Source organism: Polynucleobacter sphagniphilus, from assembly GCF_029892205.1.
Taxonomy (GTDB): domain Bacteria; phylum Pseudomonadota; class Gammaproteobacteria; order Burkholderiales; family Burkholderiaceae; genus Polynucleobacter; species Polynucleobacter sphagniphilus.
This window is the reverse complement of the sequence record NZ_JARXVX010000001.1, coordinates 479,458-491,989: the sequence shown is the minus strand read 5'-3', so window position 1 is coordinate 491,989 and position 12,532 is coordinate 479,458. Positions and strand designations below refer to the sequence as shown.

General features: G+C 46.9%; 10 protein-coding genes. 1 reads left to right on the top strand and 9 read right to left on the bottom strand.

Translation table 11 applies throughout. The features are described 5' to 3' along the window. Positions 1-12: 12 nt before the first annotated feature. The 5 genes from pstS to M2125_RS02530 all read right to left on the bottom strand — a co-directional run bounded on the left by pstS (position 13) and on the right by M2125_RS02530 (position 6,078). The gene (gene pstS / locus M2125_RS02550) at positions 13-1,041 is read right to left on the bottom strand and encodes a phosphate ABC transporter substrate-binding protein PstS (protein WP_076023077.1); all 1,029 of its coding nucleotides are present in this window, start codon (positions 1,039-1,041) and stop codon (positions 13-15) included. Positions 1,042-1,163: 122 nt separating this feature from the next. Continuing rightward, positions 1,164-2,507, bottom strand: a complete 1,344-nt coding sequence (gene glmM, locus M2125_RS02545) for a phosphoglucosamine mutase (protein WP_280742430.1) — start codon at positions 2,505-2,507, stop codon at positions 1,164-1,166. Between the two features lie 23 nt (positions 2,508-2,530). Continuing rightward, positions 2,531-3,382: a dihydropteroate synthase gene (gene folP, locus M2125_RS02540; RefSeq protein ID WP_076023180.1), complete on the bottom strand. Its 852-nt coding sequence runs from the start codon at positions 3,380-3,382 to the stop codon at positions 2,531-2,533. A 6-nt stretch (positions 3,383-3,388) separates the two neighbouring features. Continuing rightward, a complete protein-coding gene (ftsH, locus tag M2125_RS02535) occupies positions 3,389-5,269 on the bottom strand; it encodes an ATP-dependent zinc metalloprotease FtsH (RefSeq protein ID WP_076023075.1) in 1,881 nt (626 codons plus the stop codon). A 125-nt stretch (positions 5,270-5,394) separates the two neighbouring features. Then, on the bottom strand, positions 5,395-6,078 hold the full coding sequence (locus M2125_RS02530; protein WP_076023074.1) for an RlmE family RNA methyltransferase: 684 nt from the start codon (positions 6,076-6,078) through the stop codon (positions 5,395-5,397). 129 nt (positions 6,079-6,207) lie between these two features. Between M2125_RS02530 and M2125_RS02525 the strand changes: the two genes are divergently transcribed. Beyond that, positions 6,208-6,834: a YhbY family RNA-binding protein gene (locus M2125_RS02525; protein ID WP_076023073.1), complete on the top strand. Its 627-nt coding sequence runs from the start codon at positions 6,208-6,210 to the stop codon at positions 6,832-6,834. A 64-nt stretch (positions 6,835-6,898) separates the two neighbouring features. Here M2125_RS02525 and M2125_RS02520 read toward each other — a convergent pair whose 3' ends face one another. The 4 genes from M2125_RS02520 to carA all read right to left on the bottom strand — a co-directional run bounded on the left by M2125_RS02520 (position 6,899) and on the right by carA (position 12,382). Then, positions 6,899-7,387 (bottom strand): DUF4149 domain-containing protein, encoded by a 489-nt coding sequence (locus M2125_RS02520; RefSeq protein ID WP_076023072.1) that lies wholly within the window; start codon positions 7,385-7,387, stop codon positions 6,899-6,901. A 7-nt stretch (positions 7,388-7,394) separates the two neighbouring features. Next, complete coding sequence (greA, locus tag M2125_RS02515) at positions 7,395-7,871, bottom strand: transcription elongation factor GreA (protein WP_076023071.1); 477 nt, start codon at positions 7,869-7,871, stop codon at positions 7,395-7,397. 63 nt (positions 7,872-7,934) lie between these two features. Next, positions 7,935-11,198, bottom strand: a complete 3,264-nt coding sequence (gene carB, locus M2125_RS02510; protein ID WP_076023070.1) for a carbamoyl-phosphate synthase large subunit — start codon at positions 11,196-11,198, stop codon at positions 7,935-7,937. Further along, positions 11,198-12,382, bottom strand: a complete 1,185-nt coding sequence (carA, locus tag M2125_RS02505) for a glutamine-hydrolyzing carbamoyl-phosphate synthase small subunit (RefSeq protein ID WP_280741769.1) — start codon at positions 12,380-12,382, stop codon at positions 11,198-11,200. The genes carB and carA overlap by 1 nt, the downstream gene beginning before the upstream one ends. Positions 12,383-12,532 lie beyond the last annotated feature (150 nt).

Below are 12,532 nucleotides of genomic sequence, written 5' to 3'. Positions count from 1 at the left end.
TTTATCTAAGAATTACTTAACCTGAACTTGTGACCAAACATTCTTACGAATGAAGTTGGTAGTTGCATCTGGCATCGGCACATAGTCCAAATCTGCAGCCATTTGCTTACCATTGGTAAATCCATAGTCAAAGAACTTCAACACTTCAGCTGCTGAGTTTTTGTTCTCTGGCTTTTTGTACAGCACTACAAAAGTTGCGCCAGTGATTGGCCAAGCACCAGCACCGGGGGCATTAGTGATGAAAGTTTCCATACCTGGGAACTTAGACCAATCTGTACCGGCAGAAGCGGCAGCGAAAGATGCGGCATTTGGAGAAACAAACTTGTCAGCGGCGTTTCTCATCTGAGTCACGCTCATGTTGTTTTTCTTGGCATAAGCAAATTCAACGTAACCGATTGAGTTCTTAATCCGAGAAACGTTAGCCGCAACACCTTCATTACCCTTGCCGCTAACTGTAGATGCTGCAGGCCATTTCACCGCTGCACCAAAACCGACTTTTTCTTTCCAGCCAGCATTTACTTTAGTGAGGTAATTTGTAAAGATTGCAGTAGTTCCTGAACCATCCGCACGACTTACCACTGTGATATCGCCAGCAGGAATTGTCAAACCTGGGTTCAACAACGCAATACGCTTGTCGTTCCAGTTGGTAATTGTGCCCAAGAAAATATCCGAGAGAACATCGCTAGACAATTTCAATTGGCCTGGCTTGATACCTTCAATATTTACTACAGGAACTACGCCGCCGATAATGGCAGGGAACTGAACCATGCCACCCGCCTCAAGCTCTCCGAAACTCATTGGGGCATCGGTTGCACCGAAGTCGACTGTCTTGGCTTTGATTTGTTTAATACCACCACCAGAACCAATCGATTGGTAGTTCAAACTGTTGCCTGTTTTTGCCTTATATGCCTCAGCCCATTTGGCTAAAACTGGATAGATGAAGGAAGAGCCTGCGCCAGTCATCTCAGCAGCAAATGCAGAGGTGCTCATGGCTACTGCAACTGCACCCGCAACTAGGGCTTTTTTGAAAACAAGTTTCATGGTGTAGTCCTTAAAGGTGTAACAAAAGAATGCGATACCGAGACGATACGTATGGTGTGTGACCCTTTTATGACAACATCTGGTTTATGGAAAATAAACCTTTAAATACAAATACTTAGGTTTTATAAAGTGGGTACTAAATGAGCAATACTTTTGGCAGCACTCATAGCGATATCGCCATCGGCTGTCTCCACCATAACCCGCAAAACAGGCTCTGTTCCAGAAGCGCGTATTAAGACCCTACCCCTACCTTTGAGGTCTGCCTCCACTCGAGCAATCTGTTGAATAAGGGCTTGGTCACCCTTCCAGTCATATCCCGACTTGAATTTGACGTTCAAGAGGACCTGAGGGAAGAGACTGACTGAATCTAGGAGTTCGACTAAAGTCTTCTTTTGCTGACTCATGGCGGCCAGCACCTGCAAGGCAGCAATCGTGCCATCTCCAGTGGAATGCTGATCTAAGCAAAGTAAGTGACCAGATCCTTCTCCACCAATCAGCCAGTTCTTTTGCTTGAGCAACTCAAGAACGTAGCGATCGCCCACATTAGCGCGCTCAAAACCGATTCCCAAGGCTTTGATTGCATTCTCAACGGCTAAATTGGTCATTAAGGTTCCAACCACCCCACCCAGCTCAAAACCGCGCTCAAGACGATCTTTCGCAAGCACATAGAGCAATTCATCGCCATTAAAGAGTCTGCCGGAGGCATCTACCATTTGCAGTCGATCGGCGTCACCATCTAACGCAATACCCAAATCAGCACCTACCTCTTTTACCTTGGCAATCAAAGCTGCAGGTGCAGTAGCGCCAAAGCCATCATTAATATTGCGGCCATCTGGGCTAATACCAATCGAGATCACTTCAGCGCCAAGCTCATGAAATACATGTGGGGCTGTGTGATATGCGGCGCCATTGGCGCAATCAACCACCAATTTCAATCCCTTGAGATTCAAGTCCCCAGGAAAGGTAGATTTACAAAACTCAATATAACGACCGGCGGCATCATCCAAACGAAAAGCCTTACCCAATTCTTCTGAGTTAACACAACCCATGGGTTTGTTTAACTCTTTCTCAATGGCAAGCTCAAGAGCATCAGATAATTTATCGCCTTTAGCTGAGAAAAATTTAATCCCGTTATCTTGATAAGGATTATGCGAAGCCGAAATGACTACACCAGCAGATAGACGTAATGCTTTAGTTAGGTAGGCCACTCCAGGGGTTGGCATTGGACCGCACAACATCACATCCATACCCGCAGCAGCAAATCCGGCCTCTAGTGCAGCCTCTAGCAAGTAGCCCGAAACACGGGTATCTTTACCAATCAATACTTTGCTACGTTGACCGGGTTTAGCATCTTTGCTCAATACTTTTCCAGCGGCATAGCCAAGGCGCATGATGAACTCAGGAACAATCGGAAATTGCCCCACTTCGCCGCGAATGCCGTCAGTACCAAAGTATTGTTTTTTCATGGATTTGATTATAAAACTGACTATTACTGGATCGCTTCCCAGAGCTTTAAGGCGTCGACGGTTTGGGGAACATCATGCACCCGCACTATCTTAGCCCCACGATCTGCAGCCAAAACAGCTGCAGCAATACTCGTAGGAATGCGTTCATTGGTCTGGCGACCAGTGACTTTACCCAACATCGATTTTCGAGAAATACCTGCCAAGGGGGGATAGCCCAAATTGGAGAACGCCTCAAACTGCGCCAGCATAGCTAAGTTGTGCTCCAAGCTTTTACCAAAACCAAAACCTGGATCAATCGCAATACGATTTGCATCAATCCCGGTTGTCACCAATTGTTCTGCACGCTCACTTAGAAATGCTGCAACCTCAGACACCACATCTTGATACTCAGGATTAAATTGCATCGTAAGTGGGTCGCGCTGCATATGCATGAGGATCACACCACAATTTAGATTTTCAGAAACAGCCTCCAATGCACCCTCTTGCCTAAGCGCCCAAATATCATTGACGCAATCCACTCCTGCAAGCAAGGCTTGACGCATCGTCTCAGCTTTATAAGTATCAATCGATAAAGCCACACCACAATCTTTAAGAGCCTCTATTACTGGGAGTACGCGATCGAGTTCTTCTTGCAAGGAAACGGGCTGGGCACCAGGACGAGTAGATTCGCCACCAATGTCGATGATGTCCACCTCGTTTTCTATCATCAGGGCAGCTTGAGCAATAGCATCTTGTGGTGTTCTGAACTGACCACCATCTGAGAAAGAATCAGGGGTAGCATTGAGAATGCCCATCACCAAAGGCTTGGTTTGTTTCTCAAAGTCAAAAAGAAAACGCCCGCAACACCATGTCGCGGGCGAGAGATCTTTACTCATCAGCACTTAAGCAGTAGCGGGAGCATTACCAGGTGCTGCATCTGGCGCACCACCCGCAGAATTACCGAAAGTCGTTGCAGCTGGTGGTAATGGTGCGCGCGGTGGGCGACCTTCCATAATGTCATTGATCTGATCAGCATCAATGGTTTCCCACTCCATTAAGGCCACAACCATGGCCTCAACCTTATCGCGATTTTGCTCAAGAATCGATTTAGCCAATGCATACTGACTATCAATCAAAGAACGGATCTCTGCGTCAACTTTTTGTTGAGTCAATTCAGAAACAGTCTTGGTACTATTGCGACCAAAGATACTTTCCGATTCGGTATCAACATAAACCATTGTTCCTAAGCTATCACTCATACCGTAGCGAGTCACCATATCGCGCGCCATTTTGGTAGCACGCTCAAAATCATTAGATGCACCAGTGCTCATGGAGTGCAAGAAGACCTCTTCGGCAGCTCGGCCACCAAACAAAATAGCTAACTCCTCCAACATGCGATCTTTGTACAGATTGACACGATCAAACTCAGGCAATTGCCAAGTAACACCCAGCGCCATACCGCGAGGCATGATCGTTACTTTATGCACTGGATCTGCCTTTGGTAAAACCTTGGCAACCACTGCGTGACCAGACTCGTGATAAGCCGTATTGCGGCGCTCCTCTTCGCGCATCACAGCCGATTTGCGCTCTGGACCCATGTAAATCTTGTCTTTAGCGTCTTCAAAATCTTTCATGTCAACCGCGCGCTTATTGCGACGGGCAGCAAACAAAGCAGATTCATTCACTAGATTAGCCAAGTCCGCACCGGAGAAACCTGGAGTGCCACGAGCCAATACCGCCGCATCCACGTCAGGGCTGATTGGAACCTTACGCATGTGCACTTGCAAAATTTGCTCGCGACCACGAATGTCTGGCAAACCAACATGTACTTGACGGTCAAAGCGACCTGGGCGCAATAAAGCCTTATCCAGGACATCTGAACGGTTGGTAGCGGCAACCACAATCACACCGCTATTACTTTCAAAACCATCCATCTCAACGAGCATCTGATTGAGTGTTTGCTCACGCTCATCATTACCGCCGCCCATACCTGCGCCACGATGACGACCGACCGCATCAATCTCGTCAATAAAAATAATACAAGGGGAGTTTTTCTTGGCGTTCTCAAACATATCGCGCACACGCGATGCACCAACACCCACGAACATCTCGACAAAGTCTGAACCAGAAATAGAGAAGAAAGGTACCTTAGCTTCACCAGCAATCGCGCGCGCCAACAAGGTCTTACCAGTACCTGGCGGACCCACTAGTAAAACGCCATGCGGAATGCGTCCGCCAAGCTTCTGAAACTTTTGAGGGTCTTTTAAGAAGTCAACCAGTTCAGAGACTTCTTCTTTTGCCTCATCGCAACCAGCAACATCTGCAAATGTTACGGTGTTGCTGTTCTCATCAATCAGACGTGCTTTAGATTTACCAAAAGAGAATGCGCCGCCTTTGCCGCCACCCTGCATCTGACGCATCATGAAGAACCAGAAACCAATAATTAATAAAGTAGGTCCAAGGTAGTACAGAGCAGAAACCAACATATTAGGCTCATCCTCTGCCTTTCCGGTTACCTGAACTCCATACTTCATCAAGTCCCCTACCATCCAAATATCACCTGGAGAAATGATGGAGTACTTAGCACCATCAGCGGGTGTAACTTGTAATGTGCGGCCTTGCACGTCTACTCGCTTGACTTTGCCGGCTTTGGCATCATCCATGAATTGAGAATACGTGACCTGATTCTGATCCTTCGGCTTATCAAACTGCTTAAAAACCGTAAAGAGCACCAGGCCCACAATGAGCCACACACCAATTTTTTGGAACATATTGCTGTTCAAACCGAGACCTTTGCCGGATTAATCCGGGAGTAAAAGCTTATCTATAGCTAAGTATTTGATTCTACTACTAGGCTTTTTCAAGGCCTAATGGCATATATATTTAATAAACCCTTGTAATTGGGGGGTTATTGAGTGTTTTTAAGGGGTTTCAAGTTCCGTCCCAAGAGAAAAATTTCTGATGAACGCGCTCTAGAGGCCTTAGGCTTTTTAGAGGTGACATTCCTAAAGACCTTCTTAAAAGACTCCACAATTTGGCTATAGCCGCTGCCATTGAAACATTTGATCAACAAAGCACCCTCGGGCTTTAGATGGGCCAATGCAAAATCCAGCGCAATTTCTGCCAAGAAAGCCATACGGGCAGCATCCGCTACGCCTACTCCGGAAAGGTTTGGAGCCATATCAGAAAGGACTAGATCTACCTTCCCATCAGCATCCCGAGGCAACAGAGCCTCAAGAGCCCGCAAACCTTCATCTTCCCGGAAATCACCTTGGATAAAGCTCACATCTGCAATATCTTCCATCGGCAAAATATCGATTGCAATGATGATGCCATCGGGTTTACCGGATTCTATTTTGGGATTGCCTTTACCAAGCTCAGTTAGGCGATTGCGAGCGTACTGACACCAGCTACCTGGAGCGCTCCCCAAGTCAACCACCGTCATGCCCGCCTTGATCAAATGCTCTTGCTCATCGATCTCGCTCAGCTTGTAAACCGCTCTCGCACGATAGCCCTCTTTTTGAGCCATCTTGACGTAAGGATCTTGCAGATGATCCTGCAACCAACTTTTATTGAATTTATTCTTTGCCACAACACTTACCCACTTTCGAGGTCTATTTTCCTTGTTTCTGCGCCTTTAGGCAAAAAGAATCGACCTAAAACAGCCTAAATTGGCGATTGCTGTCTTATTTAAGGCTTTTAATGCTCTATCATCGAGACCATGACTGCACTTACTATTACCCCTGCCCAGCGCAAAGCCCTCAAAGGCGAAGCGCATGATCTAGATCCGGTTGTCATGGTTGGTGGCGACGGCCTCACTCCAGCAGTAATTAAAGAAGCTAAATCTGCCATTGGACACCATGGACTCATCAAGGTTCGCGTTTTTGGCGATGACCGTGAAGCTCGCATTGCCATCTATGAAGAGCTCTGCGACAAGCTAGATGCGGCACCAGTTCAGCATATTGGCAAATTACTGGTGCTCTGGAGACCAAAAGATGTTGTTGATGCCGCCCTCCTTAATTTAGGCAGATCTAGCAAGCAATCTAAGAAGACCTTGCAAGCGCCTCGCACTAAGCGTCAACCAAATCGTGCAGCCCCTAAAGCGGGTGTACGTACTAGCTCATCAGAGCGTTCAGATCGCCGCTCAGCTTCAAATAAATCCCCCTTTGAGAGAGCTGCTGCTGTGAAGGCTACTGCTCCTAAGAAGCGGACATTGCGTGCAGATGCCGCTGAATCCAAAATTGGCTGGTCCTCACCAGGCTATCGCAAAGCAGTGGCCGCTCCTGCCCCAATCAAAAAACGTAAGGTACGTATGAGCAGCACCAAGAAGAAGTCTCTTGGCTCATAAAACGAATGTACTCTAAAACAAAAACGCCGTTGATCGGCGTTTTTTATTTTCTATTCTCGACTGCTTATTGGGATTGAGGTTTAGTGGAACGCCAAATCAAGAAAAGCCCTAAGATGCTTTGTGCAATAAATAAGATGCTCGAGATTTTGTGCAAACGAGTGAAGAGATCAGCCCATGCAGATTCTATGACGGACATTCCAATACCAATCGCTTCATCGCGCAATGAATCCATCCAGGGAATAATGATGTAGGCCTCCGCAAACGCGCAAGCCAACATCACCAGCAATGCCCAGCGAGTCAGGCGAAATGCATTTAGTCCACGACTCACTAGAAGATTAGCCAAAATCATTAAGATCACACTCAGACTCACGCTGCCAATAGCTAGCACCTTGAAAATGTGGCCAGCAACAACACCGGCAACCTGACGATCACCCAAAGTTGAAAATATGACTGGGGTTACTAAAAACCCAACCGCAATCAAAGCCCCAATCCATAAACCGGAGACCAAGGTAAAAACCCGTTGTAGATTGTCAGTTTGCAGTAGTTTGCTCATCCAGAAATTAGATATAACGCACTGCTAAGATTTCAACTTCACGACTACCGGCGGGAGCCTGAACAACCACTACGTCACCCTCTTCTTTACTAATCAATGCGCGTGCAATTGGAGAGCTAATGGAGATTTTGCTACTAGCAATATCAGCCTCATCATCACCAACAATCTGGTAGGTCAATTTAGTACCATCTTCCAGGTCTTCCAAATCCACTGTAGCGCCAAACACAATCCGACCGCTCACATCCAAAGCAGCGGGATCAATAATTTGCGCGGCAGATAACTTACCCTCTAACTCCTGAATACGACCTTCGATAAAGCCTTGCTTTTCTTTAGCAGCATCATATTCAGCATTCTCAGAGAGATCGCCTTGTGCACGAGCTTCTGCAATAGCCAAAATGACGGCTGGACGCTCAACGTGCTTGAGGCGGTGCAGCTCTTCTTTCAGAAGTTCTGCACCGCGCTTAGTAATCGGAATTGTGCTCATGCAACTAACCTAACTTAAATATGCAAATCTTTTTAGAAATTGCGTGTAAAAGTTAATTTTAGATTAATTAAGCGACCGATGTAAGTTTTGTATTGAATAAACTTCCAGCAACTGCTTGTTACCATTTTGCGAAGCCAATAAGCCATCCATTACAGCCCTGGCTGCACTAATCGTGGTGTAGTAAGTCACACCCTGCGCCTGAGCGCTGGTACGAATAGAGCGAGAATCAGCAATGGCAGTACGGGTTTCATCTACGGTAGTAAAGACCAAAGAGATCTCGCCATTCTTGATGAGATCAACAATATGCGGACGACCATCTTTTACCTTGTTGACAACACGCACTGGCAAACCAGCAGCCTCAATGGCCGCGGCAGTACCCTTAGTCGCAACGATAGGGAAGCCCAATTGGTGTAATAACTTGGCCACTTCAACTGCCTTTGGCTTATCGCTATCTTTTACTGTTAATAAAACAGTACCACTCTCAGGTAACTTGATACCAGCGCCCAATTGAGATTTAAAGAGTGCCTCACCAAAGGTTTTCCCAACACCCATGACTTCACCAGTAGAACGCATTTCTGGCCCAAGAATCGGATCAATCCCTGGGAATTTATTGAAGGGGAAAACGGCTTCTTTAACTGAGAAGTAAGCAGGCTTCACTTCAGCCTGAATACCCTGCTGCTTAAGAGTTTGCCCAACCATACAACGTGCAGCGATCTTCGCCAATTGCAAACCAGTGGCTTTAGAAACAAATGGCACTGTACGTGAAGCACGTGGGTTCACCTCAAGTACATAGATAACATCTTTGCCATCAACATTTTGAATAGCAAACTGTACGTTCATCAAGCCAACAACATTAAGGCCTTTGGCCATGGCGGTAGTTTGACGCTTGATCTCTGCAACCGTTTCATCTGAGAGTGAGTATGGCGGCAATGAACATGCTGAATCGCCAGAGTGAACCCCGGCCTGCTCAATATGCTCCATTACCCCACCGATGAACACTTCCTCACCATCGCTAATGCAATCCACATCACACTCAATTGCATCATTTAAAAAACGATCGAGCAGCACTGGTGAGTCATGAGAAACCTTGACAGCTTCACGCATATACCGCTCAAGATCGCGTCCATCATGGACGATTTCCATAGCACGGCCACCTAATACATAGGAAGGACGCACCACCAATGGATAGCCAATTTCATCAGCAAGCTTGAGAGCTTCATCTTCTGCGCGAGCGGTTCGATTTGGCGGCTGACGCAGATTTAATTCATGCAGTAACTTTTGAAAGCGCTCGCGATCTTCTGCTGCATCAATCATGTCTGGTGATGTACCAATAATTGGCACACCATTTGCCTCGAGATCCAAAGCCAACTTCAATGGAGTCTGTCCACCGTATTGCACGATCACGCCTTTTGGCTTTTCTTTAGCAACAATCTCTAAGACATCTTCCAAGGTCAATGGCTCAAAATACAAGCGATCGGAGGTATCGTAATCAGTTGAGACTGTTTCAGGGTTGCAGTTCACCATAATGGTTTCATAACCATCATCGCGCATTGCCAAAGCAGCATGAACGCAGCAATAGTCAAACTCAATACCTTGACCAATACGGTTAGGACCACCGCCAAGGACCATGATCTTGTCACGATTCGTTGGCTCTGATTCGCACTCACCATGCTCAGCTTCATAGGTGGAATACAAATAAGCGGTGTTCGTTGAGAATTCAGCTGCGCAGGTATCCACCCGTTTATAGACTGGTACCACTTTTAAGCGATGGCGTGCAGCACGTACCGAGGAAGCATCTACGCCCAATAGCCTTGCCAGGCGACGATCTGAAAAACCCTTTTGCTTAATAAAGCGCAATTCAGGAGCTGAGAGACTATCGATCTTGCGTTGCTTTAATTCAGTTTCGATGGTGATGAGTTCTTCGATTTGTTCTAGGAACCATGGATCTACTTTGGTTTCGCTATAAATCTCATCCAAGCCCATACCCATACGGAATGCATCCGCAAGATACCAAATACGATCTGGGCCAGGCTCATTGATTTCAGCAATGATGTCATCTAGGTCGGTAGAAACTTCATCCAAACCATCCACGCCAACTTCCAGGCCACGTAAGGCTTTTTGGAAAGATTCTTGGAAAGTACGGCCAATCGCCATTACTTCACCAACGGATTTCATTTGCGTAGTCAAACGTGAATCTGCTTGTGGAAATTTCTCAAAAGCAAAACGCGGAATCTTCGTAACCACATAATCGATTGAAGGCTCAAATGACGCCGGAGTTGCTCCGCCCGTAATGTCGTTCTTTAATTCATCCAGGGTATAACCCACTGCTAATTTAGCTGCGATCTTTGCAATTGGAAAACCAGTAGCCTTGGATGCCAAGGCAGATGAGCGTGAAACCCGAGGGTTCATCTCAATCACGATCATGCGACCATCCACCGGATTAATCGAAAACTGCACGTTCGAACCGCCTGTATCTACACCAATTTCACGCAAGACTGCAATCGAGGCATTGCGCATCAATTGATATTCTTTGTCAGTCAAAGTTTGTGCTGGGGCTACTGTAATCGAGTCGCCGGTGTGCACGCCCATTGGATCTAAGTTTTCAATCGAGCAAACGATAATGCAGTTATCTGCGCGGTCACGCACCACTTCCATCTCGAACTCTTTCCAACCCAACAAAGACTCTTCAATCAACAGTTCGCGGGTCGGAGATAAATCGAGACCACGCTTGCAGATCTCTTCAAATTCTTCGCGGTTATAAGCAATGCCGCCGCCTGATCCACCCATAGTGAATGATGGACGAATCACTACTGGAAAACCGGAGCTACCAGCCTCTTTCTGGATGCGTTGTTGCACCTCGTGCGCCTCGTCCATCGAATGCGCAATGCCTGATTTTGCAGAACCTAGACCAATCTTGGTCATGGCATCTTTAAATTTCTGGCGATCTTCTGCTTTATCGATTGCTTCTGGTGAAGCGCCAATGAGCTCGCAACCATATTTTTTAAGTACACCATGACGATGCAAATCTAGAGCACAGTTCAACGCAGTTTGACCGCCCATCGTTGGCAGTATTGCATCTGGTTTTTCAACGGCAATGATGCGCTCTACTACTTCCCATGTAATTGGCTCGATATAAGTAACATCGGCCATCTCTGGGTCAGTCATGATGGTTGCCGGATTACTATTAACCAAGATGACTTTGTAACCTTCATCACGCAAGGCTTTGCAAGCCTGCGCACCTGAGTAGTCAAATTCACAAGCTTGTCCGATCACAATCGGACCGGCACCGATAATTAAAATACTCTTAATGTCGCTACGCTTAGGCATTATTTGCCCTCCTTCTTAGTAGCATTCATCAGCGCCACAAAACGATCAAATAAATAGGCAATATCATGCGGTCCTGGTGATGCTTCAGGATGCCCTTGAAAACACAAAGCCGGCTTGTCTGTCCAAGCAAGACCTTGCAAAGATCCATCAAATAAGGAAACGTGAGTCACACGTACATTACTCGGCAAGGTGTTGGCGTCCACTGCAAAACCATGATTTTGCGAGGTAATGGCGACGCGCCCAGTATCCAAATCCTTGACAGGGTGATTGGCACCATGATGGCCAAACTTCATCTTCAAGGTTTTAGCGCCAGCGGCCAAGCCCATGATTTGATGTCCCAGGCAAATTCCAAAGGTAGGAACACCCTTTTCAATTATTTCTTTAGCGGCAGCAATTGCGTAATCACAAGGACCAGGATCGCCAGGACCATTTGAGAGGAACACGCCATCGGGGTTCATCGCCAACACTTCGGCTGCCGAGGTTTGTGCAGGCACTACTGTTAACTCACAACCACGTTCTGCAAGCATGCGCAAAATATTGCGCTTCACACCAAAGTCATAGGCCACCACTTTTTTAAGCGGCTTGCTTTGATCTACAGTCTTGTAGGCAGGTTTGCCATCCGCGCCATGCAATTCCCATTCGGCTTCGCGCCATGGGTACGCAGTTTTAGTGGTAACCACCTTAGCAAGATCAAGGCCAGCCATTCCAGGAAATGCTTTTGCTAGCTCAAGAGCCTGTTTTCCAAGGGCTTGTACATCATCACCTATCTTACCTGCCACGATGGCGCCTGATTGAGCGCCTTTGTCACGCAGGATGCGGGTGAGCTTGCGCGTATCAATGCCAGCAATACCGAGAACACCAGCATTAGTCAGATAGTTATCTAGACTGCTTTCTGAGCGGAAGTTGGAAACGCGTCTAGAGAGGTCTTTCACCACCAAACCTGCCGCATGAATTTGGTCGGATTCAGCATCTTGCGTATTGACACCGACGTTTCCTATGTGTGGATAGGTCAAGGTCACAATTTGACGCGAATAACTTGGATCGGTAATGATTTCTTGATAGCCGGTCAGTGCGGTATTGAAAACCACTTCACCACTGGTATGACCAGCGGCACCAATACTAAAACCAGGGAAAAGAGTGCCGTCGGCTAAAGCCAAGACAGCTGGGGGAAAAGAAGGAAGCAAGGGTGACAAACCATCTCCAGTCCCTGCTCCATCCGACGCTCAACAACCCCAAAAAGACCAACCCAGGACTGTTTGTGCGGGAGGTGAGTGTCTTTAAGCGCTAGGGTAATTAATAAGTTTCGAATGCCCAAATGATACCATTTTTGCCAT

What these genes read in the sequence shown, in the direction of transcription:
- pstS (WP_076023077.1), bottom strand. Translation starts at nt 1,041, where the DNA reads ATGAAACTTGTTTTCAAAAAAGCCCTAGTTGCGGGTGCAGTTGCAGTA.
- glmM (WP_280742430.1), bottom strand. Translation starts at nt 2,507, where the DNA reads ATGAAAAAACAATACTTTGGTACTGACGGCATTCGCGGCGAAGTGGGG.
- folP (WP_076023180.1), bottom strand. Translation starts at nt 3,382, where the DNA reads ATGAGTAAAGATCTCTCGCCCGCGACATGGTGTTGCGGGCGTTTTCTT.
- M2125_RS02525 (WP_076023073.1), top strand. Translation starts at nt 6,208, where the DNA reads ATGACTGCACTTACTATTACCCCTGCCCAGCGCAAAGCCCTCAAAGGC.
- M2125_RS02520 (WP_076023072.1), bottom strand. Translation starts at nt 7,387, where the DNA reads ATGAGCAAACTACTGCAAACTGACAATCTACAACGGGTTTTTACCTTG.
- greA (WP_076023071.1), bottom strand. Translation starts at nt 7,871, where the DNA reads ATGAGCACAATTCCGATTACTAAGCGCGGTGCAGAACTTCTGAAAGAA.
- carB (WP_076023070.1), bottom strand. Translation starts at nt 11,198, where the DNA reads ATGCCTAAGCGTAGCGACATTAAGAGTATTTTAATTATCGGTGCCGGT.